This window comes from Nocardia sp. NPDC051750, from assembly GCF_044453135.1.
Classification (GTDB): Bacteria; Actinomycetota; Actinomycetes; order Mycobacteriales; family Mycobacteriaceae; genus Nocardia.
In genome coordinates this window covers 603,907-630,732 of record NZ_JBITCK010000002.1, presented here as the reverse complement: position 1 = coordinate 630,732, position 26,826 = coordinate 603,907, and the positions used below count along the sequence as shown (strand labels likewise).

Genomic DNA, 26,826 nt, shown 5'->3' with positions numbered 1-26,826 from the left:
CGGTTCGATTCGAGTTGCACCGCGGCCGGCGGGTCACCCGAGCACAGTGACCGTGCCCTGGTCACCGTCCAACCGGATACGCTGCCCGTCACGGATCCGATAGCTGCCGTTATCGGTCCCGCAGACGCAGGGAATGCCGAGTTCGCGCGCCACGATCGGACCGTGGCTGAGCAGGCCGCCGTAGTCGGTGACGACACCGGCCGCGACGAGGAACAGCGACACCCAGCTCGGATCGGTGGTCTCGCAGACGAGGATATCGCCGTCGTCGAGTTCGGTGGTCGACGGATCGCGCACCACCCGCGCCCGGCCTTCCACCACCCCACCGCTGGCGGCGACCCCGGTGACGACCTCGGAGACGCCCAGCGCGGGCACATCCTCCTCGCCCACCTTGCTCAGTGCCGGGACGCCCGACCACGATTGCGGCAGCCGGTAGGTGCACCGCTGGTCGTAGTGCGCCCGGCGTTCCGCGACCGGCACGCGCCGATCCTGCGTGACACCGGCGCACACCTCGTCGTAGGACAGGTGGAAGACATCGTCGACCTCGTCGATCACGCCCGCCGCGACCAGCAGCGCACCCTGCCGGCGCATCACCGCCCGCGCGATATCGAAGGTGAGCAGGTATCCGGCTTTGCCCTGTTCGCGCAGCGCGATCCAGCGCCCGGCCATCCGTACGGTCCAGGCCGCGGTACCACGCCTGCCCCAGGGCAGCGCCGACTGGACCTCGGCCAGGGCACGTTGCCGCGCCTCGATCTGCTCCCGGCTCCGGTTCAGCGGCGCCCGTGGGCTGTCCGCGGGGATGGCGCGGTAGTCGGCGAGCCGGTTGAGTACCGAGGCCGGATCCTCGCGCCAGGTCACCCCGTTCAGCTGACCTTCGTTGGTGCCGTGGTAGCCGTGCCGATCGGTGAACTCGCGCAGGGTGATCAGCTCGTGGGCCAGGGCCCAGAGGTCGTGGGCGACCTCGCTCTCGTCCGATCCGACTCCCGACAGCAGCGCGGGCCCGAGATGTCCCAGGTCGAGGCCGGCCAGCATATCGGTCACCCGGTCCGCGAGTCCGGAACTGACGAAGGCGACGAGCATATGTTTGGTCAGCATGCGCTGGAAACGTGCCCGCGCGTCGTCCAGCAACTCGACGCAGCCCGCATGGTCGAGGGTGTCGATACCGTCCAGGTGCGCCAGGCGCCAGCGGCGCAGCTCGGCGAATTCGCGGTCGTGGCGCTTGGGCAACCGCAGGACGGCTCCCGGCGCCTTGGCGGCGATGACCGGATAGCGGCGCGCGCTGTTCGCGTCCACGGTCTCCGGCCGCACGTAGCCGAAGAGCTGCTGTTCGACCGCGGTCGCCGAGGTGCCCGGGGTGATGTTCGCGATCTCGCGGAATTTGTCGATATTGGCCGCGGCGCGCCCGGCGAACAGCGTCCAGAACATTTCCTCGGGCTGGTCGGGTACGTGGACCTGCTTCTTTGTCAGGACGCCCAGGTTCTTGAACGTGGTGCGCGTCGCCAATTCCACACCGGCGTTGATGAAGGTGAAGCCCAGTGTGGTGAAAACGCCGGGGAACGCCTCCGCGACATTGCCGGTCGTCCAGGTGACCGACGGATCGATCGTCGTATTGTCGAGGGTCTCCTCGACGATTTCGCGGCTGCTCATCGACTCTTCTCTCTTGTGCGTCGGCGGAGCAGCTCGGGCAGTGAACCCGGTGCGCCGTCCTCGAATTCCGCGCGTGCCCAGCGGGTGAGCAGCTCGATATCGGGATCGTCGGCCGGGGTGGCGGGCACAACGGTCAACTCCCCCGGATAGACGGTGCCGGTCGCGGCGTCGACAGTGACGATCCGCCCGGCCAGCGGCATGACTGTTCCGGGGCCGCAACCGACTACGCACGGTACGGACAGTTCCCGGCACACCACCGCCGCGTGCGAGGTCGATCCGCCGAGTTCGGTGATCACCGCGGCGGCCACCGACATCGCCGCCACATCATCGGGATCGGTGGTCGGCCGGGCGAGAATCACCGCCTCACCCCGGTCCGCGCGCTCCAGCGCGTCGTCGGGATCGGTGACCACGCGACCGGCCGCGATACCCGGGCAGGCCGGTTTCCCGGTCGCCAGCGAGGCGGCCGCGGCGACTTCGGCGGGGTCGAGCCGGCGGGTGAGCAGGGTCCGGAGCTGGTCCGGCGATACCCGGTCGAGCGCCTCGCTCCTGGTGATCAGACCTTCCCGCCCGAACAGGACGGCATGGCGGATCACGGCCTCCGGAGATCGCTGCGCGGCCCGCGCCTGGAGCAGCCACAGGGTGCCGCTCTCCACGGTGAACTCGATGTCCTGCGTATCTCCCCCGTCGGCTTCCAGTGTCGCGGCGGCGGCGAGCAGGCCGGCGTGCACCTGCGGTAGCGCGGTATCCAGGTCGGCCAGAGCGAGTGCGTCGGAGCGTCCGGACACCACGTCTTCGCCCTGCCCGCGCGGCAGCCATTCCCCGTAGGGTTCGGCGCCGCCGGTCAGCGGGTTACGGCTGAACAGCACTCCGGTACCGGAACGGTCGTCGAGGTTGCCGAAAACCATCGCCTGCACAGTGACCGCCGTGCCGCCGTCGTGCGACAGCCCGCGAGTCTCGCGATAGTCGACGGCGCGCGGCGAGTTCCACGAATCGAGCACCGCGACCATCGCCCGGCGCAGCTGCTCCCACGGATCCGTGGGCGGCGAGGAACCGGTGACCTTCTCGAACTGTGCCCGGAAGCGCCGGTGGGTGTCGGCGGCGAAATCGGCGCTGCCCGTCCACTCGGCCAGCGCGCGTTCGACCTCGTCGGTGATGCCCAGGTTGAGCACCGTGTCCATCATTCCCGGCATGCTGGTGGCGGCCCCGGACCGCACCGAGAGGAGCAGCGGCCGCGGGGCGCCTCCGAACGTGCGTCCGGTGCTCGCTTCCAGTGCCGCGACGGCCGCCGGTACCTCGCGCCAGACGTCGGCGGGAAGAGTCGTCCCGGCGGTGCCGTCGCGACGGCCGGCTCGCGTGGTCAGGACGAAGGCCGGGGGGACCGGGATTCCCAGCGCCATCATCCGCTGGATGCTCCAGGCTTTCCCGCCGATCAGTTCCCGATCGGCCACGCTGTCGGGGGCGAGCCCGAGAATCGCGGGCGGGCCGGTCATTCGGCCCGCCCCGCCGCCGCTTCCCGCAGCCGGGACAGTCCCGCGAGGCCGATCAACTCCTCGTGTAATTCGAACCAGATCGTGTGATAGCTGTCGACGAGCGGCCGGGCGATCCAGGCCGTATCGCCCGCGTGGATTTTCGCCAGAGCCGCGGCGAACCGATCCGGATACACCGCGAGCCGGGGCACGAGCCGGGTGAACACCGCGAGCAACGGGACGAAACGCTCATGCAGATCGGCCAGGCGAGCGATCACGCGCCCGTCGTATTCGGGGTCGGTGTGGTCGTTCGGGCGTCCGCCGTCGATGAGCTGCCAATCGGTGACCAGCTGTTTGAAATCCGCATTGATCGCGTCGAAGTCGGCGTAGTGCTGCCGCAGCAGTTCGTGCTCGACGGTTGCCCGCTCGGCGGCCAGCAAGGCGTCGAGCCCGGACCGCCCGGCCTGGGTGAGTTTCACGCGGGCGCCCACGCGATCGAGCGCACCCGACTCGACCAGGGCCTGCACCGCGGCCGGGCCGTCGGCCGCGGCGAGGCCCGCGGCCGCGATCAGATCGGACTCGCTCGGCCGCCCTTTCAGTCGTGCGGCCTGCAAGAGGCGAAGATCGTCCGACATGCTGTCCACGCTTTCTCTCGGCATCGGCGGCTAAGCGACCCGGTGCAGGATCGCCTGTTCGAAGATCCCGGCGCCGCCGTGCCCTTCGCTGTCGAACATCAGGAAGTCGTCGTAGACCCCCAGTGCCGGGCCCTCGGTCTCGGCGGGCCCCGCCGGTACCCGGAACCCGCCGAGCCGGGTGTCGATCGACACCATCCGCGAGTTGCCGTCGGCGAGCGTCAGCCGGGCCCAGCGGAACTGGGCGGCCCCGTCCCGGGCGAAGGTGATACCGGTGATCGACGTCGAGGTCGTGCCGTCGATGACGAAACCGTCGACGGTGAGCGCGTCATCCGCGCCGCGGAATTTCATCGCGGAGACGAAGGTGGATTTATCGACCACGAACAACGCGGCGAACTCGATCCACTGCGCCGACTCGTCGCGGAAACCCCAGGTACGGTCGCGCAGACCGCGACCCATGGTGGTGACGGTGGCGCCGGCGACCGTCACGCTGCCGGTGACAGTGCACGCCTGCTGGAAATGCTGGAGCGGTTTGCCGGGGACGAGCGGCGGAATGACATTGTTCACGCCGTAATCGGCCGGGACGAACAGCGGCGTGTTGACGAGTTCGGCCTGCACCGTCCGATGGTCGATCAGCACCCGGCCGTCGAGCCCGAAGTCGAGGCTTTCGCTGCTGAATGTGCCCTCGTCCAGCGGTTCGATCACCTCGGTGACCCGTCCCGCCACGGAGACGCTGAAGCGGGCGCGGCGGGCGCTGGGCGCGTTGGGTGAGGTCGAGACGTGCAACGTTCCGAACACCTGGGCGGCAGGGTCCCAGAACGAGAAGTAGGCGTTGTCCTTCCACACCGGATCACCGGCGCCGGCGGCGTCCGCGTGGATCGGCTCGGACAGCGGGCCCCAGCTCCGCTCGGTGGGCGTGACGGATGTCATCGAGGTCCCTTCGGATCGGGGAGTCGGGGTCCGGCCTCGACGGCCATGGGGGTACCTCCGGTTGCCGGCGCAGAGGAATTGTGCGCGGACGTGAACAACAACGGCTGCGCAGGAACATGGTTGCGAGGCTGACCACACCGGCGCCCGGAGTCACTGTGCGGCTACGAGGCTATCCACGAAATGACGGGGGTGTCAATTTATACGGGACACCGGTCCGGACGAAATCGCTTCCGTATCAGTCGGTTCCCCGGGCCCGGATCGAAGAACGCCGTTTCGCCGTTGGCATCGTCGAGGCCCTCGTTATCGGTGACCACGAACCGATTCGCCCACCGCGGCGCCCGCGATGTGGAGCCGCCGCCCCTATGAGTGTCGTCCGTGGCGAGGCGGGCGAATCGACCACGCAGCAGATGCGGCATCGGCGCCGGTGAAAACTGCGCCGCGACACCGGTCGTGACGTGCTGGTCGATCCGCGTCCGGATCAGCCCCACCCCGAGCGCCCTTCGGGTTCAGCAGCGTTCCCGGGGTGGCAGACCCTCCTGAGTGGCCGGCCGGTTGCGGTAGCTGGTCGTAGCGAATTCGAGGAAGTTCTGCACATCGGCAATCGTGGAGGCCGCCCCGAAGGAGACCCGGATGGCGCCGCCACTGGGCATACCCAGTGCCGCGACATACTCGTCCATCGTGGCGAGCCGGGTGCCGAACAGGCGGCGCAGGACCGGCAGGCTGATCCCGAAGGCGGCCTCTCCGGCCCCTGGATTACAGAAACAGCCGGTACGCAGGGAAATACCCGCCGCTGCCGATTCGGCCGCGATCAGCCGCTCGTCGAGGACGACGCCGTCCGGGTCGAGGAAGTTGAACGCGACCGTGCCGCCGCGACGAACGGTATCCACGGGACCGTAGATACGGACCATGGGCGCCCCGTTGTCGTGTGTGAGCGAGGCCAGCCGGTCCAGCAACCAGCCGGTCAGGCAGATAACGCGACGGTGCACCGTATCGACGCCGATATCACGCAGCCAGCCGATACCGAAGGTCACGTCGGGGATGGACAGGAAGTTCAAGGTCCCGTCCTCGAAAGCGGACTCGTCATCGGCCATCACATGCCAATCACCCTGCAGGCTCGCCGCGGCGATGGTGCCACCCGCGAACCACGGTCTGCGCAGCGCGGCCAATGCCGTACGGCGGGCGACCAGACAGCCCACACCGGTGGGGTAACCGAACAGTTTGTACCAGCTGATCGGCACGAAGTCCGGTTTGACGACACTCAGGTCGAGCGTATTGGCGGGGAGATACGCGGCGGCATCCAGCAACACGTCGTAGCCGTATTCGTGCGCGGCCTCGACCCAGTCCAGCGGATGTTGTACCCCCGTGAAATTGCTCTGCGCCGGATAGGCGAACAGTCCCCGGCGGACGGTGGCGGAGGATCGGAAAGCCTTGCGGTGGGGGCGCAAGGCGGTTCGCATCGCCGCCTCGCTGGTCCGCAGATCGGGGGTATCGATCGGAATATAGGCCACCCGCGCACCACGCACGGCCGCGTATTCGCGGATCCCGATCACCGAATTGTGATTGTCCGATGTCGTGACGTACCGAGTCCCGCGGCCGAACGGATACGCCTCGCCCACGAGGCGACAGGCCGCGCTGGCGTTGGCGGTGAAGATCGCGCAGTACTCCCCCGGATCGGCATTGAGATGCGCCAGCACCGCACGCCGCGCCTCCTCGACCACTTCGGTCGCCGCCTTGGAGGTGGGATTCTCCGAGTGCGGGTTACCGAAACACTGTTGGGCGAGCCGCACCTGATGCGCTCGATGTTGCGCGGTCGCGGCGAGCCCGGCCCCGGCATAGTCGAGATACACCACGCCGTCGTCGTCGAGGTACCGGTACTCGGCGCTCCGCAACAGGTCGAGGGCACCGGTGGATTCGTAGTCGGGGTGAGCGGCCAGAAAGTCCGCCGGCCCGGCGACCGTGTTTTCGCGAATTGGGTTCATACCGGACTCTCGTGTTCGGCAATATCTGACGCGGACGGTTCGCGTCCAGCGATTGTCCTCAGAATTCCGGAAAATCTCTGCCGGAACCACTCCGCGCATTGCCAGTTGTGGGAAAGCCCTTTGCGCCTCGCCGGATTCGGCCGGGCGGGCCGCACGCTGTTCACCGGTCCGCCCCAACCGGCGACAACGACGGGCCGGGGCGACGCGGCTGCCGGTCGGGGCTTCGATGCCGGGTGTCAGCCGCCGAGCGCGGCTCCGGCCGGGCCCAGATCGAGGAACACGGTTTCACCGTTGGCGTCGTCGAGGCCGTCGTTATCGGTGACCACGAACAGGTTCCCGTTACCGCCGACGGTGAGACCCTCGACCTTCTCCTGGACGAATCCGTTGGTTGCCTTCAGGTCCGGGATCAGGTCACGCACCAATTCCTTCGGCAGCACCGGCGGGGCTTCGCCCGCCGCGGTCACCCCGCCGCTGGTGGGGATCTCGACCCGGTAGACCGCTTTGAGCGCGGCGTCGGGCCCGTTGAGCTTGTCCCGTTCGAGGATCAGCAATCCGCCGTCGTGGACGGCGATTTCGGACAACCCGATCCAATCCCCCTTGGTCTCGGTGCTCTCCACCTGGTAGCCGAACCACTCCCACCGGCCGTTCGAGTAGCGCCCGATCCGGGCGACCCCCTTCGGATCGCCCTTCACCTCCCGCTGCAACACCACCCAGATCGCGTCACCGTCGACGGCCACCCCTTCGAGCCCTTGGCCGCCCAGCCCGGCCGCGATATCCGCGGGCACGGCGACCCGCTGTTCGATACCGCCGTCGGCGGCGGTCAGCACCAGTTCGTTCCCGTCGCCCTGCTCGCCCTCGACGGCCAACGCGAAACCGCCGCCGGGGCGGGCCGATACTCCTTCGATATCCAGGGTGACCGGCGCACCGTTCTCGGTGATCGCGATCTCGCGGTCGATGACCGCCGGCGATTGCGATATGTCGACGCCGAGAACCCGCGCCGGGCCGTAGGCGATATCGGTGGCGGTGAACAGGCGGTTCGCGTCGGCCGGGTCGGCGGACAGCGCGCCGAGCGCACCCCAGCCGATCGGCGCCGCGCCGGCGTCGGCGGAGACGATCGACGGGAAGGCGGGTGCGCCCGCGCTCTCGGCGAAGGCATCACCGTACCCATAAATATTCACGGCGGCACGGACCCGGGCCTCGGCGTCATCGGTTTCCGAGGCGATGACCAGCAGATCGCGCTGCGGGACCGGCACGATACCTTCCGGGCCCGGTGTCGTCGGCAGGATCTGGACGAACTTCGGGGCGGTGACCTCACTGATGTCGTAGACCGCGACGAAATTACTGCGCTCCGCAGCGACCAGCGCGGCCGGCCGGCCACCGATCTCGGTGATCGCGAGACCTTCGGGCTCGGGGCCCTTCGCTTCGGCGCGACCCTCGTTGTGCAGGCCGGTCCGCACCGCGAGCTGTTCGAACGAATTGCCCGCGTCCCAGACCACCGAGCCGGTCGCGGCGTCGAAGATCGACCACCCGCGGGTGCCGCCCTTCCAGTCGCCCTCGTTGGCGGTGGCCAGATGGCCGTCGCCGATCCAGCCGATCGCGTCGGGTTCGCGCGGGGTCTCGGCGATCGAACCGGTCTGGTCGAGGGCCGCGTCCTCGGCGGTGTCGATATCGCTCACGGCCACCGATCCGGCACTGAAAATCGACGACACCGCACCCGTGCGCCCGTCGATCACGGCGATCCCGTTGTTCTCCTGCAGCGTCACCGCGACCTGGCCCCGGGAATTGACCGAGACATATTCGGGCTCGAGGTCCTCCGGGGTATCGAGGCCCGCGGCCCGCGCCGCCTCGATATCGAAATCGACCTTGCGTGTCTTCCATTGCGCCGGCGCCCCGGTGAGGTCGACAAGCTGGACGAACCCGGTCGGCGGCTGCGGCAGATCGCCTTCTTCGCCGCCGGCCGGCGTGAATTCCTCGTCGCGCTGATTCTCCATCGCGATCGCGGCGAAGGCCCCGTCCTTGCCGATCGCGATCGAATCAGGTTGACCACCGAGGTCGATGCTGTGCGCCCGGGTACGGTCGCTGACCCGCACGATATCGAGGCGTCCCGACGGTTTCGCGAAATCACCGCCGGTCGTATCGACGACCACCAGCACATACTCACCGTGCGCGATCACGGAGGTCGGCTGGTCGTCGGCGTGGCCGAGTTCGGCCAGCGACAGTGTGCCCAGTCCGGCGGGCTGCGCCGGATCGCTGATATCCAGGAACCCGATGCGCTTGGCGGTGGCGTCGGTGTAGATGACCGTATTGCCATCCGGCGTGACAGTGGAGATCTCCGCCACGGTCTCGGTGTCGACCGGCTCTCCGGCGGGCCGGTTCAGGTACACCGGGTACGTGGCCGCCCGGTGGTAGCTCTCCCCGGCCGGTGGATTCCAGTCGACCCCCGGCGTGTCCCGGTCCTGCTCATCGGTCGAGCAGCCGGCTGCCAGTAGTGCCACGGCAGCGGCTACCGCCACTGCTCGGCTCAGGTGCGACGTCGTCATCGGTCCTCTAATCCAGTTCGGCCATGAAGTCGAGTGAGCTTGACGCTCGCAGGTGAGCCGCCGGGGATCGATCGGTGAAGACGAGGAAACGGTCAAGCGTCCAACAAGGGGCGGACCGGTCGGGAGCTTTCGCGGCCGCCGGAGCGGACTCACCCGCCACGGGTGATATCGCGGCGGCCCGGAAAATCCTAGACTCGGAAATCTCGGAAATCGGCCGGGTGAACGTGCGCATTCGATCTGCTCGACACTGAATCAATCCACGTAGTGGATTGCCACATCCGAAGGATGGCCACCCATGTTGGATACGTTCTGGGAATTGCTCTGGTACACGCTGCTGGTGTTCGCGTTCGTCGCCTATCTGATCATCCTGTTCCATGTCGTCGTCGATCTGTTCCGCGATCGCAAGATGTCCGGAATCGCGAAAACACTGTGGATCATTTTCCTGGTGGTTCTGCCCTACATCGCCGCGTTCGTCTACCTCATCGCCCGCGGCCGCGGTATGGCGGAACGCCAGATCGAAGCGAATGCCGCGGCCAAGCAGGCAACCGACGACTACATACAACAGGTGGCCGGAAAATCCGCTGCCGATCAGATCGCCGACGCGAAATCACTGCTCGACGCGGGGACGATCAACCAGGCCGAATACGACATCTTGAAATCCAAGGCACTGAGCTGACATAAGCCGTGTCCGGCCGGTTGTCCCCCGAGGTCAGGAGTTGTCGTGCCGAAGCTGGAGCTGAAAAGGAAAGCCGAACTCTCCCGGAGCGAAGTATCGGAACGGCTCATCGCACTGGGGCACGCCCTGGCAGACGGTTCGGAGACCGAACTCGGCTCGGACGGCGACTCGCTCTCGATTCTCGTCGCCGACCGGGTTCGGTGGGAGCTCGAGATCGAGGTCGACGGCGACGAGATCGAACTGGAAATCGAGATCAGCTGGCGCGATACCCCGGGCAGCGAGCCGGTCGGCGAAGCCCCCGCGGCAACGAAGCCTGCGGTTCGCGCCGAAGCTTCGCGGCGTGCTCGCCCACGGAAACGCGCCGCGAAATAATCAGCGCACGCGGCGGCCGCCGACCTGCCCGGTCCCGGGTCCGGCCGCCGCGGACCCAACAACAGTCCCGCGGGCGAAAACCGGGCTCCGGGGCTGCGGGAACGCGCCTCCCACGGGGGAATCACGGCGATGCCCGACGCGATGCCGAGCGCTACGCGCGAGGGCTTCATGACACCGGCTCGACAAAATACGTGCGAGTAGCCCCCACACGCTGTGCACATATGCGCAGTGGCGGGGCACACTACCCGTAAACGTATCCGCAAACCCCGCCCGTCCGGGCTCGTGCTTGCGCAGGAAGGAGTCGGCGAGTGTTCAACCGCATCGCCATCGTGAACCGTGGAGAGGCCGCCATGCGCCTCATCCACGCTGTCCGGGATCTGTCCGCAGAAACCGGGCAACACATCGAAACCGTCGCCCTGTACACCGACGTGGACCGGACCGCGACGTTCGTACGGGAAGCCGATGCGACCTATGACCTCGGCCCGGCGTCCGCACGCCCGTACCTGGACCTGAAGGTGCTGCGCAGCGCGCTGGTGGCGACGAAGGCCGATGCCGCGTGGGTCGGCTGGGGTTTCGTCGCGGAGGATCCGGCATTCGCCGAACTGTGTGAAGAAATCGGCGTGACCTTCGTCGGCCCCTCCCCGGAGGCCATGCGCAAACTCGGCGACAAGATCGGCGCCAAGTTGATCGCCGAGGAGGTCGGGGTACCGGTCGCGCCGTGGAGCCGCGGCGCGGTCGACACCGTGGACGATGCCCTGGCCGCCGCGGGCGAGATCGGCTACCCGCTGATGCTGAAGGCGACCGCGGGCGGTGGTGGCCGCGGTATCCGCGTGATCACGAACGCGGACGAGCTCGTCGACGCCTACGAACGCACCCGCCAGGAGGCCGTGCGCGCGTTCGGCAGCGGCGTCGTGTTCCTGGAGCGGCTCGTCACCGGCGCCCGGCACGTCGAGGTCCAGGTGATCGCGGACGGCCAGGGCACCGCCTGGGCGCTCGGTGTGCGCGACTGCTCGATCCAGCGGCGCAACCAGAAGATCATCGAAGAGTCCGCCTCACCGGTGCTGAGCCCCGAGCAGACCGCCGATCTGAAGGCGTCCGCCGAACGGCTGGCCATCGCGGTCGACTACCGCGGCGCGGCGACCGTCGAGTTCCTCTACCACCCCGGCGAGCGGCTGTTCGCGTTCCTCGAGGTCAACACCCGCCTGCAGGTCGAGCATCCGATCACCGAATCCACCACTGGTTTCGACCTGGTCCGGGCACAGTTGCATGTCGCGGCCGGGGGACGGCTCGAGGGTGAACCGCCGGCCGAGCGCGGCCACGCCATCGAGGCCCGGCTCAACGCCGAGGACCCCGACCGCGATTTCGCGCCCGCACCGGGCCGTATCGCCCACCTCGACCTGCCCGCCGGGCCGGGGATCCGGGTGGACACCGGCGTCAGCGAGGGCGATACGATCCCCGCCGATTTCGACTCGATGATCGCCAAGATCATCGCCTACGGCAGCAACCGCGCCGAGGCACTGGGCCGGCTGCGCCGCGCGGTCGGGCAGACCCGGGTGATCATCGAGGGCGGTGCCACCAACAAGAGCTTCGTGCTCGACCTGCTCATCCAGCCCGAGGTGATCGACGCGAGCGCGGACACCGGCTGGATCGATCGCGTACGCGGTGAGGGCCGGCTGATCTCCCACCGCCACTCCACCGTCGCCTTGGCGGCCGCCGCCATCGATGCCTACGAGGAAGAGGAGCGCGCCGAGCGGAACCGGCTGCTGTCCACGGCGGCCGGCGGCCGTCCCCAGGTCCAGCACGAGAGCGGCCGCCCGCTCGACCTGAAGTTGCGGGGCGCGAGCTACCGGGTGCGGGTCGCCCGCATCGGTGCGCACCGGTTCCGGGTCGGGATCGAAGCGGGTGCGGACAGCCGCACCGCCGACGTCGATCTCGAGCGTTTCGACCAGCACACCGGCCAGGTCGTGGTCAACGGCATCCGGTACCGCCTGACCACCGGCACCCACGGCCCGATCCACCTGGTCGATATCGACGGGGTGACGCACCGGATCAGCCGGGACGAGGGCGGTGTCGTCCGCTCCCCCGCGCCCGCGCTGGTCGTCGCCACACCGCTGGAGGTCGGCGCCGAGGTCGAGGCGGGTGCCCCGGTTCTGGTGCTGGAGAGCATGAAGATGGAAACGGTGCTGCGTGCGCCGTTCCGCGCCCGGCTCAAGGAGTGCGCCGTATCCGTCGGCACCCAGGTGGAGACCGGCGCACCGCTGCTGCGGCTCGAACCGCTCGCCGACGACGAGGACGCCGCGGAAACCACGGCGACCGCAGCCGTCGAACTGGACCTGCCCGCCGAATCCGACGAGGTCCGGCCGCACCAGCGGCTGGCCCGCGGCCGGCAGGATCTGCGCAGCGTCCTGCTGGGATTCGACGTCGACCCGCACGACGACCGCCGGGTGCTCGACGACTATCTCACGGCGCGCCGGGCGGCCGCCGCGGACAACCACCGGCCGCTCGACGAGGAACTCGACCTGATCCAGGTGTTCGCCGACCTCGCCGAACTGAGCCACAACCGGTCGTCCGACGATGACGGCGGCGGCGGTAGTCATGTGCACAGCGCCCGCGAACACTTCCACACCTATCTGCAGAGCCTCGATGCCGACCGGGCCGGACTGCCGGAGTCGTACCGGGCCAAGCTCGCCACGGCGCTCGCGCACTACGGCGTCACCGATCTGGAGCGCACCCCGGACCTCGAGGCCGCGGTGTTCCGGATCTTCCTCGCCCAGCAGCGCCCCACCGACACCGTCGAGGTGATCTCGACGCTGCTGCGGGAGTGGCTGCGGGAGCCGATGCCCGACCGGGCGCTGCGCGAACCTGTCGGCCTGGCCCTGGAACGGCTGGTGGCGGCGACCCAGGTGCGCTACCCGGTGATCGCCGACCTCACCCGCGGTCTGGTCTTCGCCTGGTACGGCCAGCCCGTGCTGCGGCGCAACCGCGCCCGCGTCTACACCGACGCGCGCAAGAACCTCAGCCACCTCGATGCCGACCCGGCCGCGGCCGACCGCGCCGACCGCATCGCCGAGATGGTGAGCGCCACCGAACCCCTGGTGCGCTTGCTGGGCCAGCGTCTGTCCCGCGGCTCCGCGGACAACACGGTCATGCTGGAGGTGCTGACCCGCCGCTACTACGGCAACAAGGACCTCACCGATGTCCGCACCCGGGAAGCGGGCGGCGGCACCTTCGTCGTCGCCGAACGCAAGGGCGTGAACCTCGTGTCGGCCGCGGTGAGCTTCGACTCCCTCGCCGATACCGTGCGGGGGCTGAACGAACTGGCCGGCGGAACCGCGTCCATCGAGGCCGATATCTACCTGTCCTGGGAAAACCAGCCCGAGGATTTCGATGCCATGGCGGCGGCGCTGCACGATGTGCTGAACGCCCAGGCGGTCTCGAACCAGGTACACCGGATTACTGCCACCGTCGCGGGCAGCGATAACGCGGTCATGCACTACCACTTCACCTTCCGTCCCTCGGCCACCGGGCTGGATGAGGAGCGCCTGATCCGCGGCCTGCACCCGTACATCGCGCAGCGCATGCAGATGAAGCGGTTGCACAAGTTCGACCTCACCCAGCTGCCGTCCTCGGACAACGAGGAGGTGTACCTGTTCCGCTGTGTGGCCAAGGAGAACCCGGCCGATGAGCGGCTGGTCGCGTTCGCCCAGGTCCGGGACCTGACCGCGCTGCGCGATCACGACGGTCGCCTGGTCACCCTGCCGACGGCGGAGAGCACCATCGCCACCTGCCTCGATTCGATCCGGCGGGCGCAGGGCGGACGCCCGGCCGCCAAACGGTTCCAGACCAACCGCATCGTGATGTACATCTGGCCGCCGATCGATGTGACCCGCGGCGAGCTGGAGAAGATCGTCGAACGGGTCCGGCCCACCACCGTCGGTGCCGGGCTGGAGGAGATCCTGCTCATTGCCCGGCAGCCCGATCCGAAGACCGGTGAGCTGGTCAAACTCGCTCTGCGGATCGTCTTCGACGCGACCGGCGGCACTCAGGTCATCGTCGGCGAACGATCCGACGAGCCGGTGGAGCCGCTGAACGAATACCGCCAGAAGGTCTTGCGGGCCGGCAGCCGCGGTGCCGTGTACCCCTACGAGCTGACCGATCAGCTCGGCGCTTTCACCGAATACGACCTCGACGACCGGCACGCGCTGATCCCGGTCGACCGGCCCAAGGGCCGGAACACCGCGGCGATGGTCGCCGGTGTGGTGACCACGCCGACCGAGCGGTACCCGGAGGGCATCACCCGGGTGGTTCTGCTCGGCGATCCGACGAAATCGCTGGGCGCGCTGTCGGAACCGGAATGCCGCCGGGTGATCGCGGCCCTCGATCTGGCCGAGCAGAAGCAGGTGCCGCTGGAGTGGTACGCACTGTCCTCCGGTGCGCGGATCTCGATGACCTCCGGTACCGAGAACATGGACTGGGTGGCGGCGGCGCTCAAGCGCATCGTCGAGTTCACCCAGGACGGCGGCGAGATCAATATCGTGGTCGCGGGTATCAACGTCGGCGCGCAGCCGTACTGGAACGCCGAAGCCACCATGCTCATGCACACCAAGGGCATCCTCGTGATGACCCCGGATTCGGCCATGGTGCTCACCGGTAAGCAGTCACTGGACTTCTCCGGCGGCGTCTCGGCCGAGGACAACTTCGGTATCGGCGGTTACGACCGGGTGATGGGCCCGAACGGCCAGGCACAGTACTGGGCGCCGAACCTCACCGCCGCCCGCGGCGTGCTGATGTCGCATTACGACCACACCTATGTCGCGCCCGGTGAGCTGACCCCGCGGCGGGCGCAGACCACCGACCCGGTGGATCGCGATATCTCGGACTTCCCGCATGTCCTGGCCGACAGCGGTTTCACCACCGTCGGTGAGATCTTCTCCGCCGCCGCCAACCCGGACCGCAAGAAACCGTTCGATATCCGGACCGTGATGCGGGCGGTCTCCGACCAGGACCACCCGGTGCTGGAACGCTGGGCCGGTATGGCCGACGCCGAGACGGCGGTCGTCCAGGATGTGCATCTGGGCGGTATCCCGGTGTGCCTGCTGGGTATCGAATCCCAGGGCGTCTCGCGGCGCGGTTTCCCGTCGACCGACGGCCCGGACACCTACACCGCGGGCACCCTGTTCCCGCGGTCGTCGAAGAAGGCCGCGCGGGCGATCAACTCGGCCAGCGGTAACCGGCCGCTCGTCGTCCTGGCCAATTTGTCGGGCTTCGACGGTTCACCGGAGTCGATGCGCAAGCTGCAACTCGAATACGGTGCCGAAATCGGCCGCGCCATCGTCAATTTCCAGGGACCGATCGTCTTCTGCGTGATCTCCCGGTACCACGGCGGCGCGTTCGTGGTGTTCTCGAAGACACTGAACCCGAATATGACCGTCCTGGCCATCGAAGGCTCGTTCGCCTCGGTCCTCGGCGGCGCCCCCGCCGCGGCCGTCGTGTTCGCTGGCGAGGTGGGCAAGCGCACCGCCACCGACGCCCGGATCCGGGAGCTGGAAAAACGCGCCGCGAACGCCTCCGGCACCGAACGCGCCGCCCTCACCGCGGAACTCGACGAACTCCGTTCATCGGTCCGGGCGGAAAAACTCGGCGACGTCGCGTCGGAATTCGACAGCGTGCACAGCATCCAGCGCGCCGTCGATGTCGGATCCGTCGACGCCATCATCCGCGCCGCCGAACTCCGCCCCCGCATCATCGAAGCCATCGAGGCCCGGCTCCGGTGATCTGACCGAACGAGCAGTGCACGCGGATACCGTGTGCGCCGCCGAAGGCCCACCGATGCCCTCGCCGACTCCTGGAGTCGGCGAGGGCATCGGTCGTCGCGGGACCCGACCACGCCGGTGCGTCGGCCATCGACGCGGCGATCCTCCAGCGAAGCACCGGACCTGGACAGGTTGCGTGTACCGAGCGTCCCTCGTGGCCTTGAGGTCGTGGTCACTTTAGGGGGAGATCAGCCATCTTCCAACATTATCGTTGTGCCAGAAGAGGTTCGGACGGTCGGACAATTCGTCGCTGAAATAGCCCAAAATCTCCGATCCGGTCTGGAAACGGCCAGCGTCGAGGTGGATACCCTGCTCGAAGACGGCTGGACCGGGGACCGTTCGGATGAATTCTTCGGTGGCTGGGTCGAACTCCGCGATGGCGGATTGAAGATCTTGCAGGCGTTGGATGGTATGGCCGAGAAACTAGGCGTCCAATCGGACACCTACGAGGCTGCCGACTCCGCGACATCACAGCATATTTCGAGCCTGAACCTGTGAAATCCGCGTTCAAAGTCGACCTCGCGCGTCTAGATCAACTCTCGATCCGACTGGCCGACCTCGCCAAATTTCTCACCGAGCAACTCGACTTGATCGACGACAAGGTCGCAAATTTGGACGGTGCGTGGGAGGCGGTCGCCGCAGCGGCGTATCGGGATGCCCATGCTCTGTGGTCGGTAGGGGCCCGTGAGTTCGTGACTGGGATGACCGAAATGAGCACCGCTACCCGCGGTGCGCGAATGGCTGGACGAAACAATCCCGACGTTCTCGGCGGGTTCGTCCCCACGACGAGTCGGCGCTGCGGACATCGCAGTCATGTGGTCGATGTGCGATGTTTTCGCCAACACGGATCATCATCTGGGCGGTGGATACGCTCGATCGACTTTGGCACGATTCCTCGACGACGTTGTCAGTCCGGCGTTGCAAGGTACCTACGACAGCCGCATCGGGCGCGACCTGTACGCGGTCGCTGCACGGTTGTGCGACCTGAGCGGCTTCATGTGTTTCGATTCGGCGAGACAGCGGCTCGGACAAGTGCATTTCCAGCAAGCCCTACGTTTGGCAAAGGCGAGCGGGAATGCAGCGCTCGGGGCGCACATACTCACCGATATGTCGATGCAGGCGCATTATCTCGGCCACCCGACCGAGGCTCTTCGATTGGGATCGGCAGCCATCCGGGCTGCCGATCAGTCGGGTTCGCCGAGCACGGCTGCGAGGTGTAACGCACTGCTGGCACGCGCGCATGCGCTCAACCGCGATGCGCCTGCCCGCGCACGGGCGATGGCCGAGGCCGAACGCCAGCTCAACCGGGCGCACCCCGACGACGAACCGGACTGGATACGCTTTTTTACCGATCGGCAGCTCTCGGCCGAGTTCATGTACGCCGCCCACGATGCTCGACTGACAGGCGATGTTCAGCAGTGGGCCCCGACAGTGCTGGCCGCGTCGACGTTGGCAGGCTCATTCGTTCCCGCTGTCCACGGAGGCTCGAATGCCCCGGCTGTCGATGTCGAACAGGCCTGCCGAGTCCTGGGAAACACGCTGCGTGCAGCCCGTGGTTTGACCAGCGCTCGGGGGATCGAGGCAATCAACATCGTTCGCCGACGGCTGGCACCGTACGCTGAAATGGATGTCGTCAAGGAATTCGAGCACGAGTTCCAAACGACCGTCGCGTTGATCGGGTAGGGCGGATATGTCGTCGAAGGAGCATACGGCACTCAGCCGGACCTGTGAAATAGCAAGGTGGTTGACGGAACAACACGGCTTCGGCGCAACTGCTCCACTTCTCGGCGTGAACCCTGTGCACGCGTTCGGCTATTCGGTCGGATTCTGGCAGTACTACCCGCAGGCACAAGAGCTTCCCGAGCCGACCTCGAGGGAGTTGGGGGGACTCCTGCGCTCACTGCACAACATGCCCGCGCCACCAATCGATCTGCCCGAGTGGGTACCGCTGGAATCGCTACACGCTGCACTTCTCGAAGACGACAAGCAGCCGGCGATCACCGGTGAGGAACGGGCTTGGCTGGCTCGCCGGGTCCAGGAAGTTCGAAAGGAGCTGAGCGAGCTGGACTGGCCCCTGGGAACCGGGATTATCCACGGCGACGCGTGGGCGGGGAACCTGCTGTGGGACAGCAACACAACTCCACCACGACCGCTGCTGGGCGATTGGGACTGGGCGAGTATAGGACCACGTGAGGTAGACCTGATACCCACCTGGCACGCCACTGTGCGATACGGCCGGGATGAAACGTGGATCGGTGATTTCATCTCCGAGTACGGATACGACCTCCGCGAATGGCCGGGATACCGGGTTCTGCTCGATATGCGTGACCTCGTGCAGGTCAGTGGGCCGCTGCGCCGAGCCGCCGCCTCGCCTGAACATGCCCGGAGATTACGGCAACGAATCGATGACCTCCGCGCGGGAAACCGAACAACGTCGTGGAGTCAGTACTCGCGAGCCGGAAAACGACTAGCGCGTAGTGAGTTGCCAAGATCCATACCACCCCGGTCCGCGCGATCGCCCACCCAGGGATCAGCGGTCGTCGGGAAGTAGCCGGAATGCTTCCGCGCCCACGAGCGGCCGGATGGCGCGGAAGTCGCGCCGGTCGAGGGTGAGCATGTCCGTGGTGCGGAACTCGGCTGCGAGGGCGACATTGACCGCGTCTGCCAGGTCGAGGTCGAGCCCGGCGTAGCGTTGCTGTACATCTCTGGCTATGCCGAGGACATCACGACCGGTGTCGGGGACCAGGAAGCGCATTCGGTCGATTTGGGCAAACACGAAGTTCATCACCACGACCCGTTGCGGTCCCCCGAATCTGCGACGCGTCAAATGATCGAGTTCGGTCAGAACCATGGGCGACACCACGACGGTTCCGGCCTCACGCAATACCTGTTCACAAGCGCTGGAATCGGAGGAGTCCCGATCGAATGCCGCGAGCAAACCGGAGGTGTCGGCGACGACTAGCACTGACCGTCTGCCACAGCCCGTCGGACTTCCTCTTTGGTCGCCGGCTCGCCACCACCGGAGACTTTCGGCCACTCGTCCGGATCATCCCAGACCCGATACGACAAAGCAGCCAGGTGGATGCCTTCGCGGATGATTTCGGCCTCGGAACGGCCACGCCGCCGGGCCGCCTCCTTGATCAGCGCAAGGTCGTCGGCATCGGCATAGACGTTCGTCCGCTTCATCGACATGTACCATGTATAGCACATGTACCGAGTCGTGCACATATCGCCGTGCAGCGATATACGTGCGATCAGCCCGCTGACAAATTATAGAGCAAGCGCTCTGTTATGCTGCGGTCATGCCCCGCCCCCGAGTACACGACCTCGAGCACCTCCTGGATGCTGCCGAGCAGATGGCCGTGGAGTCCGGGCCCGCCGCGGTCACCGTCCGGGCGCTCTCGGAGGCCACGTCCGTGTCCAATGGGGCGATCTATCACGCGTTCGGTTCACGTGCCGGGCTGATGGGCCGCGTCTGGCTACGAGCCGCTCAGCGGTTTCTCGACGTGCAGCGCGCGGCGGTCGACGACGCTTCGACCGCGGGATTCTCATCCGAGGCCGCCGTCGAGGCGGTCGTCGCGGCAGCTGACTCCCCAGCCGAATTCCTGCTGCGGCAACCGGTCTCGGGCCGCTTCCTGCTGACCGTATCCCGGCAGGAACTGCTCGGTTCCGGCGAGATCAGCGAGGATCTCGCCGGGGAAATGCGCCGGCTCGATCGGGTCCTGGTCGAGCTGTTCGCCGACTTGGCGCGCAGCGTGTTCGACCGTGCCGACCGTGAGGCCGTCACAGTCATCCGCGACTGCGTGGTGGAACTACCCACCGCACTGCTGCTGCACGGCCGGCGAACTCCCGATCCCGCAGTGCGTCGACGCCTCGCGGCCGCCGTCCGCGCGGTGCTGGCGGTGCCCCTGCCACCCGCCCGCGACACCACCCCGACCACAACGAACTGAAAGGCAATTCCATGGCCATGAATCTGCACTACCAGGACAAGATCGCCGTCCTGACGCTCGGCGACGACGAGAACCGGTTCTCCCCGGACTGGCTCGACACCGTGAACACCCACCTCGACACCGTCGAACGGGAAGCGCAGGGCCTGGTCACCACTGGCAGCGGGAAGTTCTACTCCAACGGCCTGGACCTGGACTGGCTGACGGCCAACGGCGACCGCGCCGAATGGTACGTCGCCCGCGTCCAGGAACTGTTCGCCCGAATTCTCACCTTCCCGCTACCCACCGCCGCCGCCGTCAACGGCCACGCCTTCGGCGCCGGCGCCATGCTGGCCATCGCCCACGATTACCGCGTCATGCGGGCCGACCGCGGCTACTACTGTTTCCCCGAAGTCGATATCAACATCCCCTTCACTCCCGGCATGGCCGCCCTCGTCCAGGCCAAACTCAGCCCCCAGGCCGCGGTCACCGCCATGACCACCGGCCACCGTTTCACCGGCCCGGACGCCCTGGCCGCCGGACTCGTCGACGCCACCGCCCCCGAAACCGAGGTCCGCACCGCCGCCGTCGACCGGCTCACCCCCATCATCGGCAAGAACCCCACAACACTCGCCGCCATCAAAACCACCATGTACAGCACTGTCACCGCGGCGCTGCGCTGATATATCCCCTCCCCGGCCGAACTGAATCAGCCGCCCCTCGCCCGAATGCCATTGCAGTATCAATGCGCTGAGCGATAGAGAAATTTTCACGACGGGCACGTGAATCCCGGGTGCACCGCCGAAGTCCCACCGATGCCCTCGCCGACCGGAGCCGGCGGGGGCATCAGCCGTCTCGACCGCGTCTACCAGCCGGCTTCCATACATTTCCGCAAGAAGGTGTGCCGCCGTGAGGTTATCGGAGCCGGAGCCGCGCTCCCACCATTGGTGATTCGCCTGGCCTGCACGAGACTCCGCAACACATTATTCTGCCTCGGTGTCGGCCGGGGAATCCGTTCCTGGCCCCGAGGGACACAAATGCGGTCGGTACACCGCCACCCGGCCGCCCGCAACCGCACCGCGACGGCTTCGCGGCCCGTGCCGCGCTCTATGGTGCGGTAATCGACACACCGGTCACCATACGACCGGGTCGGTATACCGACTCCACCGAATACCCAACGCCGGTGTTGTCGAGCAGAACTGAAGCAGGACCCGATGAGAATTCTGTCCCCGGCGAAACGCCGGATTGCTCGCCGTCGCTATCCGATCGGCTTATGCCTCACCTTGTTCACGGCCGCGGCCCTGCTCGCCGCGAGTTCCACGGTCGTCCTCGGCCGGCCCGCCGACGCTCGTGCGACCGATAATGTCGTGATCTGCCAATCGATCGCCGGTGCCGACGAGCACACCACCGAGGTACCCGGGCCGGTGGCCGATGCCCTGCTGCTCAGCACCCGATCCTATCCGGGCCCGTGCGCGCAGTACGGCGAGAGCAAATCGCTCGGAAACGGCACCCTCACCTCCTATTCACAGACCGACGCCGCCGGGACTCCCCTGGTTATCGGTGTCGTCGCCACCGACAGCGCTTACGACGGGCTGCCACATGAACCGCCGACCGACGGCCAGTTCTGTTTCGACAAGAACGGCGACGGCACCATCGCCCACCACGGTGAATGCGCCGGCGGATATGAACATGTCATGGCGCTGAATCCCGCTTTCAGCGGACGCGACGATATTCCGTTCACGTACGCGATGGTGAACTGGAACCCACACGGGCACGTACCCGCCGGGGTCTGGGACAGCCCGCATTTCGATATGCATTTCTATCTCGACGAGAATGCCGAGCGTCTGGCCATCCGCACCGGGCCCTGTCTGCAACTCACCGACTGTGCCGACTACTCGCTGGGCAAGGTCCTGCCGGCGCAGAAGTACCGCCATCCGGATTTCGTCGATCTCGATGCAGTGGAGCCGGCCATGGGTAATCATCTGATCGACAGCACCACACCCGAACTGAACGGCGGCCCGTTCACCCACACCTTCATCTACGGTTCCTGGAACGGCGAGATCACCTTCTACGAGCCGATGGTGAATTTGGACCAGTACACGGGTCTGCGTGGCGGCACCCTCGAGGATTTCTGCACCGATCTGAAACAACCGCAGGCCTGGCAGAAGGCGGGTTATTACCCGACCAGGTACTGCCTGCGACATCGGGACAATCGTGCGGAAACCCTCACCACCCTGGAGAATTTCGTCTACCGCACCGCGAGCTGAGCGATCCGCTTCGGGCCCTCGGCCGTGTCGCTCGCATCCAAGGCGAGATCGACGCGCGTCCGAGGGCCGGCGACTCAGCCGGACACGGTTCGTGCCCGCGTGGATCCGTCAGGATTGATCCGTGCGGGGCGGGCCGATCTGCCGGGGCTCAGCGTCCCGCAGCGGTGAGCCGGTAGTCCGCTTCGAGCACCATCCATCCGCTCAGCTGTACCGAGAGGTCACGGCTGAGGTTCGCCGGTGTCGCCGCGGACGATTCCGTGAGCTGGGGAAAGGTCCCCGGGTGCTGCGGTACGGTCACCGCGCGCGTCCAGTCCGCGCCGAACAGCGGTAGCCCGTCCACCTCCGCCCGATTCTCCCAGGCCGCCCGCGCAGACGCGTGCACAATATGTGCGGCGGTAATGTCGCCCAAGGCCAGTGCGGCCACGGCGAGATAGCGGGCGAGAATACCCATGAACAGCCCGGAATCGTCTCCGGCAGCCGCGGCGATCACCCCCGCATCGGTAACGCCGGCCTCCGCCGCGGCGACGAGTTCTGCCGCCCGGCGGTGATGCCCGGACGCACCCGTGCGCACCGCCAGCTCGGTTTCCAGTCCGATGGCCACGCCCTGGCAGTAGGTGTGGACGGTCCGATCCACCTGCCCACCGGGCTCATGGACCCCGTCGAGGATCAGACCGCTGTCGTTGTCGCGCAATCGGCTGTGCAGGAAATCGGCGAGTTCCCCGGCCCGGGACAACTCGCCCAGCCGCGCCATCGCGATCCCGGTCGGACCGATCGCCGGGGTGTTGTAGTACTCGTCCCCGATCCGCCACGGCACCGCGCCGACGTCCGGGTTCCAGCCCTCGAACAGAGCGGTCCGCAGATCCCCGACAGCGTCGCCGAAACGTACCCCGAGCAGCCGGTCGGCCCGCTCCAGCGCCAGCACCAGCCACGCCATATCGTCGTAGTACCGGTTGGTCCAGCCGGTGAGATTGCGGGTGCGAATACCGCGCGCGAGATCGGCGACCCGGTCGATCCGTTCCGGGGTCCGGGCGCGATACGCGGCGTCCACCGCACAGTCGAGCAGGTGGGCCTGCCACCAGTAATGCCACTGCGCGAAGGACCGTTCCGGCAACGAGGCCGGCCAGACCAGGGTCCCCAGCCGCATCCCCGGCAGACCCCAGAGCGCCCGCACATGCCGCGCCACCACCGCCTGCTCCGCCAGAGCCGCCCGCTTCCCGCTCTCCTCAGGACCGGCGGACACTTTCCGCGCGACCGGCCCCGCCACCGTGGGCTGCGCCAATGCGGTGAGTGCAACCCCGGCCCCGGCCGCGATCAACACCCTGCGCCGGCTCATCCCCATGTTCCGGCGATCCATCCGCCCGGACTCCCTCGTGCTGAAAAATGATCCTCGGAGATGGAAAACCGTGCGGGAGAATTTTATCCCGATACCACCACAACCGCTCGGCGCAGGGCGCGCACCCAGCCCCCGCTACAACCGGCACAGGATCGCAGTCAGCGCGACCGGCCTCAGCGCCATCAGGACCAACTGATATCGGCGGCGCTCCGATCGAGTCCGAACCGAGCGGTCAGAAGGTGAACGGTTCGCCGTAGCCGGTGGTCTGCGCGGTACCGCCGGTGCTCTCGACGCTGACGGTGACGAACGGTATGGCCGAGGCGGGCGAGAGACATCCGCCGATATTCAAGGGGGTGTTGGCGTGGGCGAAGGTGTACGGGAAGGTTGATTCCTTGGTCAGGTCCGCTTCGCCGACCATTACCGGCGCCACCGTACCCGGCGCGAGGTTCACCCCGAGTTCACCGGCGACCGCTCCTTCGACACCGACACTGGGCTCTACGCCGACCAAGGGAGCAACCGTGACGATCGGGGTCTCGCCCTCTTCGAACGTGGTGGCGACTTCGAGTTCGCTGTAGGGAGAGACCGAGGTGCCGCCGCCGATTTCCGGGATGATCGCTATCGACATCCCCTCGGAGACGTCGACCGCGCAGCCGACCAGATATCCCGCGGCGACCCGGCCGGCCTGCAGCGCGGCAGGATCGGCGAGGGCGACCGAGAAATTCCCGGATACCCTGGTCGCGTGCGTGAACGGTACTCCTGACGCGATATCCCCCGCGGGGGCGGAATCGGCGAAATCCACCGACGCGATCAGGTGCAGCCCACCCACCCGGACCTCGCCCGGCGCGGCGTGGGCGGGAGTGCCGAGAACGGCGGCGGCAGTGGCTACTGTCGCCGCGGTGATCGCTACCGCGGTACACGTATGTTTGCGGTTCATGGCGCTCCAGTCGATTGGGCATCGAGTCGGAACTTGACGAGCGGGTTCGCACACCGCGTCGGACGGCGTCGATGCCGCCCGGCGTGTGCAGACCGGAACACTACCCGGACAGTTCGGTCGAACCGGTACGGGCGCACCGGCGAGTCGCCGGCAAAATCCCCGCTGCCACCACCGGCCCGCCCGGCAGCTTTCCGCCGGATCGAATACCGGATGTAACGAGAAAGCCCACGCCGGCCACTGAGCATCATGACGGATTTCGACGACTTGCGGGCCTTGTTCATCAACTGCACCTTGAAACGGTCCCCCGAGCGCAGCAACACCCAGGGACTCATCGACGCGAGCGCCGGAATCATGGCGAAGAACGGTGTGCAGGTCTCGCAGATCCGAGCGGTCGACCACACGATCGCGCCCGGGGTCTGGCCGGATATGACCGAACACGGCTGGGCGGTCGACGAGTGGCCGGACCTGCAGCGCCAGGTGATGGACGCGCATATCCTGGTGCTGGCCGGGCCGATCTGGCTGGGGGACAACAGTTCGGTGATGAAGCAGGTCATCGAGCGTCTGTATGCGAGTTCGGGACTGCTCAACGACCGCGGCCAGTACGCGTACTACGGCCGCGCCGGCGGTTGCCTGCTCACCGGTAACGAGGACGGCGTCAAGCACTGCGCGATGAATATCCTCTACAGCCTTCAGCACATCGGCTACACCATTCCGCCGCAGGCCGACGCGGGCTGGATCGGCGAAGCCGGGCCGGGACCGTCCTATCTCGACCCCGGCTCCGGCGGACCGGCCAACGATTTCACCAACCGCAACACCACATTCATGACGTGGAACCTGATGCATTTCGCTCGGCTGCTCGCGGACAACGGCGGTGTCCCCGCACAGGGGAACCAGCGCACCGAATGGGACGCGGGTTCACGATTCGACTTCGAGAACCCCGAATACCGCTGAACGAATCAGGAAAATCATGCGTATCGTCTCCTCCGGCCTGTGTCGGCCGGGCATGTCATCCCGATGCTGCTCCTCGCGCGCGCCGCGCAGCCGCACCATACGACCGGGCTGACCCACCCCGAGGACGCCCCGGCCGAGATTCTGCGGCGAATGCCATGAGGCCGGCGAGCATGCGCGCCGAACTCGGCACGGAGGCGAGGTGCTGATCACCTCCGGTCAGGACGACCAGTTCCGGAAGGCTGTGAGCAGGTCCGCGCGCACGTTCGGCGCCAGGGTCTCCGGCGGGGGTAGCTCGCCGACCAGTGCGATGGTCTGCCGGAACTGGTCCATATATGCTTCGCACCCGTCGCATTCGGCGAGGTGCGCGAGGAAACGTTGTTCGGTGGCGGGGTCCAGCGAGCCGTCGAGAAATGCGGTGACCAGTTCGACCAACTCATCGCAATCCATTGCTCGCCTCCTGGGTCGCCGCGAAGTACTCCTCCAGCTTTCCACGCACAGCCGCGCGAGAGCGATGCAGGATGACCCGTTGGTTGCCCGGCGAGATATCGAGCAGCTCACAGACCTCTTCGGAGGAGTAACCTTCCATATCGCGCAGCGTGATCAGGATACGGTTGCGGTCCGGGAGTTCGGACAACACTTGCGCGATGATCTTCGCGACCTCGGCGCGTTCGACGGCGTTCTCGGGTTCCGACCACCGCTGCGGTTTCTGTCCCGGCTTCCAATGCCCCGGGTACGGGTCGTTCGCGGTCCGGAAACGGTCCGGTTCGACGGTGGGACCTTCGTCCTCCGCCAGGAGGCTGCCGAAGGGGACCGTGCGGCTCTCGCGAATACCGCGTTTCTTCGCGGTGTTCACCACGATCTTGAATATCCACGTCTTCAGCGACGAGCGACCCTCGAAACCGTCGATGCCCCGGATCACCGCAACCCAGGCATCCTGCACGACCTCCTCGGCCGAGGCGTTGGTGGAAACGAAGGACCGGGCCAGTCGTAACATCGCCGGGGACCAGGCGTCCAGAATGGTTTTGAAGGCCGATTCGTCGCCCTTGCGGAGCCGGTCCGCCAGCACATCGTCCGGCGTCACGAGGCTGTCGCGACCCACCTGTTCTCCTCGGTCCGCACCGATTGATACCCCATCGGTTATCCGTGACTGTCTGTTCGCCGGAATATGCCGAGGTTACGGAAGGACCGCGCTGTCCGTTCCCGGCCCAGGCAGGTCACCGAGCGAGGGGCACGCAACGGCCTGCTGTCCCAGAACCGCGCCGCGCACCCGGCGCACGGGACGTTACCAGGGGTGTACCGGCAGCGCGCGGCTGCGCGCTGCCGGCCGGTCCGACGTCATATTTTGGTCACGGATAGCGGCATT

General features: G+C 67.1%; 22 protein-coding genes and 1 pseudogene. 11 read left to right on the top strand and 12 right to left on the bottom strand.

Going from position 1 to position 26,826, the window contains the following annotated elements; translation table 11 throughout:
• Positions 1-33 precede the first annotated feature (33 nt).
• From ACIA75_RS10230 to ACIA75_RS10205, 6 genes are all read right to left on the bottom strand, one after another.
• Positions 34-1,644 (bottom strand): PEP-utilizing enzyme, encoded by a 1,611-nt coding sequence (locus ACIA75_RS10230; protein ID WP_397102133.1) that lies wholly within the window; start codon positions 1,642-1,644, stop codon positions 34-36.
• Positions 1,641-3,134, bottom strand: coding sequence for a pyruvate, phosphate dikinase (locus ACIA75_RS10225; RefSeq protein ID WP_397102131.1), 1,494 nt, complete (start codon positions 3,132-3,134; stop codon positions 1,641-1,643). The genes ACIA75_RS10230 and ACIA75_RS10225 overlap by 4 nt, the downstream gene beginning before the upstream one ends.
• Positions 3,131-3,745, bottom strand: a complete 615-nt coding sequence (locus ACIA75_RS10220) for a hypothetical protein (RefSeq protein ID WP_397102129.1) — start codon at positions 3,743-3,745, stop codon at positions 3,131-3,133. The genes ACIA75_RS10225 and ACIA75_RS10220 overlap by 4 nt, the downstream gene beginning before the upstream one ends.
• A gap of 30 nt (positions 3,746-3,775) precedes the next feature.
• Positions 3,776-4,672 (bottom strand): hypothetical protein, encoded by an 897-nt coding sequence (locus ACIA75_RS10215; protein ID WP_397102127.1) that lies wholly within the window; start codon positions 4,670-4,672, stop codon positions 3,776-3,778.
• 506 nt (positions 4,673-5,178) lie between these two features.
• The gene (locus ACIA75_RS10210) at positions 5,179-6,651 is read right to left on the bottom strand and encodes an aminotransferase class V-fold PLP-dependent enzyme (protein ID WP_397102125.1); all 1,473 of its coding nucleotides are present in this window, start codon (positions 6,649-6,651) and stop codon (positions 5,179-5,181) included.
• A 236-nt stretch (positions 6,652-6,887) separates the two neighbouring features.
• Positions 6,888-9,191 (bottom strand): esterase-like activity of phytase family protein, encoded by a 2,304-nt coding sequence (locus ACIA75_RS10205; RefSeq protein WP_397102123.1) that lies wholly within the window; start codon positions 9,189-9,191, stop codon positions 6,888-6,890.
• 295 nt (positions 9,192-9,486) lie between these two features.
• Here ACIA75_RS10205 and ACIA75_RS10200 point away from each other — a divergent pair, with 295 nt between their 5' ends.
• The 7 genes and pseudogenes from ACIA75_RS10200 to ACIA75_RS10170 all read left to right on the top strand — a co-directional run bounded on the left by ACIA75_RS10200 (position 9,487) and on the right by ACIA75_RS10170 (position 18,603).
• Complete coding sequence (locus tag ACIA75_RS10200) at positions 9,487-9,867, top strand: PLDc N-terminal domain-containing protein (RefSeq protein WP_397102121.1); 381 nt, start codon at positions 9,487-9,489, stop codon at positions 9,865-9,867.
• A gap of 45 nt (positions 9,868-9,912) precedes the next feature.
• Positions 9,913-10,239 (top strand): amphi-Trp domain-containing protein, encoded by a 327-nt coding sequence (locus ACIA75_RS10195; RefSeq protein ID WP_397102119.1) that lies wholly within the window; start codon positions 9,913-9,915, stop codon positions 10,237-10,239.
• A 308-nt stretch (positions 10,240-10,547) separates the two neighbouring features.
• Positions 10,548-16,013, top strand: a complete 5,466-nt coding sequence (locus ACIA75_RS10190) for a carboxyl transferase domain-containing protein (RefSeq protein WP_397102117.1) — start codon at positions 10,548-10,550, stop codon at positions 16,011-16,013.
• A 33-nt stretch (positions 16,014-16,046) separates the two neighbouring features.
• A complete protein-coding gene (locus ACIA75_RS10185; RefSeq protein WP_397102115.1) occupies positions 16,047-16,550 on the top strand; it encodes a WXG100 family type VII secretion target in 504 nt (167 codons plus the stop codon).
• A pseudogene (locus tag ACIA75_RS10180) lies at positions 16,547-16,726 on the top strand (WXG100 family type VII secretion target); the annotation flags it as partial. The gene ACIA75_RS10185 and the pseudogene ACIA75_RS10180, both read left to right, overlap by 4 nt.
• A gap of 55 nt (positions 16,727-16,781) precedes the next feature.
• The gene (locus ACIA75_RS10175) at positions 16,782-17,735 is read left to right on the top strand and encodes a hypothetical protein (RefSeq protein WP_397103520.1); all 954 of its coding nucleotides are present in this window, start codon (positions 16,782-16,784) and stop codon (positions 17,733-17,735) included.
• Between the two features lie 106 nt (positions 17,736-17,841).
• A complete protein-coding gene (locus ACIA75_RS10170; protein ID WP_397102113.1) occupies positions 17,842-18,603 on the top strand; it encodes an aminoglycoside phosphotransferase family protein in 762 nt (253 codons plus the stop codon).
• On the opposite strand, the gene ACIA75_RS10165 is transcribed toward ACIA75_RS10170, so the two are convergent.
• Both ACIA75_RS10165 and ACIA75_RS10160 read right to left on the bottom strand, forming a co-directional pair.
• Entirely contained in the window at positions 18,583-19,017 is a 435-nt protein-coding gene (locus tag ACIA75_RS10165) for a PIN domain-containing protein (protein WP_397102111.1), read from the bottom strand. The genes ACIA75_RS10170 and ACIA75_RS10165 overlap by 21 nt on opposite strands.
• Positions 19,011-19,244 carry a CopG family transcriptional regulator gene (locus tag ACIA75_RS10160; protein ID WP_397102109.1) on the bottom strand — a complete coding sequence of 78 codons (234 nt, stop codon included), beginning with the start codon at positions 19,242-19,244 and terminating at the stop codon, positions 19,011-19,013. Before ACIA75_RS10160 ends, ACIA75_RS10165 begins: the two co-directional genes overlap by 7 nt.
• Before the next feature lie 110 nt (positions 19,245-19,354).
• On the opposite strand from ACIA75_RS10160, the gene ACIA75_RS10155 reads away from it, so the two are divergent.
• From ACIA75_RS10155 to ACIA75_RS10145, 3 genes are all read left to right on the top strand, one after another.
• Positions 19,355-20,002 (top strand): TetR/AcrR family transcriptional regulator, encoded by a 648-nt coding sequence (locus ACIA75_RS10155; RefSeq protein ID WP_397102107.1) that lies wholly within the window; start codon positions 19,355-19,357, stop codon positions 20,000-20,002.
• A gap of 11 nt (positions 20,003-20,013) precedes the next feature.
• The gene (locus ACIA75_RS10150; protein WP_397102105.1) at positions 20,014-20,661 is read left to right on the top strand and encodes an enoyl-CoA hydratase-related protein; all 648 of its coding nucleotides are present in this window, start codon (positions 20,014-20,016) and stop codon (positions 20,659-20,661) included.
• 531 nt (positions 20,662-21,192) lie between these two features.
• Positions 21,193-22,245, top strand: coding sequence for a hypothetical protein (locus tag ACIA75_RS10145; protein ID WP_397102103.1), 1,053 nt, complete (start codon positions 21,193-21,195; stop codon positions 22,243-22,245).
• 148 nt (positions 22,246-22,393) lie between these two features.
• On the opposite strand, the gene ACIA75_RS10140 is transcribed toward ACIA75_RS10145, so the two are convergent.
• Positions 22,394-23,599 (bottom strand): glycoside hydrolase family 76 protein, encoded by a 1,206-nt coding sequence (locus ACIA75_RS10140; protein ID WP_397102101.1) that lies wholly within the window; start codon positions 23,597-23,599, stop codon positions 22,394-22,396.
• Between the two features lie 211 nt (positions 23,600-23,810).
• A complete protein-coding gene (locus ACIA75_RS10135) occupies positions 23,811-24,512 on the bottom strand; it encodes an MspA family porin (protein ID WP_397102099.1) in 702 nt (233 codons plus the stop codon).
• A 246-nt stretch (positions 24,513-24,758) separates the two neighbouring features.
• Between ACIA75_RS10135 and ACIA75_RS10130 the strand changes: the two genes are divergently transcribed.
• Positions 24,759-25,463, top strand: a complete 705-nt coding sequence (locus tag ACIA75_RS10130; protein ID WP_397102097.1) for a flavodoxin family protein — start codon at positions 24,759-24,761, stop codon at positions 25,461-25,463.
• Positions 25,464-25,679: 216 nt separating this feature from the next.
• Here ACIA75_RS10130 and ACIA75_RS10125 read toward each other — a convergent pair whose 3' ends face one another.
• Together ACIA75_RS10125 and ACIA75_RS10120 are read right to left on the bottom strand one after the other, a co-directional pair.
• Positions 25,680-25,910: an anti-sigma factor family protein gene (locus tag ACIA75_RS10125; protein WP_397102095.1), complete on the bottom strand. Its 231-nt coding sequence runs from the start codon at positions 25,908-25,910 to the stop codon at positions 25,680-25,682.
• Positions 25,897-26,562, bottom strand: coding sequence for an RNA polymerase sigma factor (locus tag ACIA75_RS10120; protein ID WP_397102093.1), 666 nt, complete (start codon positions 26,560-26,562; stop codon positions 25,897-25,899). Before ACIA75_RS10120 ends, ACIA75_RS10125 begins: the two co-directional genes overlap by 14 nt.
• Between the last annotated feature and the right edge of the window lie 264 nt (positions 26,563-26,826).

What these genes read in the sequence shown, in the direction of transcription:
- ACIA75_RS10210 (WP_397102125.1), bottom strand. Translation starts at nt 6,651, where the DNA reads ATGAACCCAATTCGCGAAAACACGGTCGCCGGGCCGGCGGACTTTCTG.
- ACIA75_RS10140 (WP_397102101.1), bottom strand. Translation starts at nt 23,599, where the DNA reads ATGGATCGCCGGAACATGGGGATGAGCCGGCGCAGGGTGTTGATCGCG.
- ACIA75_RS10200 (WP_397102121.1), top strand. Translation starts at nt 9,487, where the DNA reads ATGTTGGATACGTTCTGGGAATTGCTCTGGTACACGCTGCTGGTGTTC.
- ACIA75_RS10220 (WP_397102129.1), bottom strand. Translation starts at nt 3,745, where the DNA reads ATGTCGGACGATCTTCGCCTCTTGCAGGCCGCACGACTGAAAGGGCGG.
- ACIA75_RS10215 (WP_397102127.1), bottom strand. Translation starts at nt 4,672, where the DNA reads ATGACATCCGTCACGCCCACCGAGCGGAGCTGGGGCCCGCTGTCCGAG.
- ACIA75_RS10130 (WP_397102097.1), top strand. Translation starts at nt 24,759, where the DNA reads ATGACGGATTTCGACGACTTGCGGGCCTTGTTCATCAACTGCACCTTG.
- ACIA75_RS10225 (WP_397102131.1), bottom strand. Translation starts at nt 3,134, where the DNA reads ATGACCGGCCCGCCCGCGATTCTCGGGCTCGCCCCCGACAGCGTGGCC.
- ACIA75_RS10205 (WP_397102123.1), bottom strand. Translation starts at nt 9,191, where the DNA reads ATGACGACGTCGCACCTGAGCCGAGCAGTGGCGGTAGCCGCTGCCGTG.
- ACIA75_RS10125 (WP_397102095.1), bottom strand. Translation starts at nt 25,910, where the DNA reads ATGGATTGCGATGAGTTGGTCGAACTGGTCACCGCATTTCTCGACGGC.
- ACIA75_RS10150 (WP_397102105.1), top strand. Translation starts at nt 20,014, where the DNA reads ATGGCCATGAATCTGCACTACCAGGACAAGATCGCCGTCCTGACGCTC.
- ACIA75_RS10160 (WP_397102109.1), bottom strand. Translation starts at nt 19,244, where the DNA reads ATGTCGATGAAGCGGACGAACGTCTATGCCGATGCCGACGACCTTGCG.
- ACIA75_RS10155 (WP_397102107.1), top strand. Translation starts at nt 19,355, where the DNA reads ATGCCCCGCCCCCGAGTACACGACCTCGAGCACCTCCTGGATGCTGCC.
- ACIA75_RS10145 (WP_397102103.1), top strand. Translation starts at nt 21,193, where the DNA reads ATGAGAATTCTGTCCCCGGCGAAACGCCGGATTGCTCGCCGTCGCTAT.
- ACIA75_RS10135 (WP_397102099.1), bottom strand. Translation starts at nt 24,512, where the DNA reads ATGAACCGCAAACATACGTGTACCGCGGTAGCGATCACCGCGGCGACA.
- ACIA75_RS10230 (WP_397102133.1), bottom strand. Translation starts at nt 1,644, where the DNA reads ATGAGCAGCCGCGAAATCGTCGAGGAGACCCTCGACAATACGACGATC.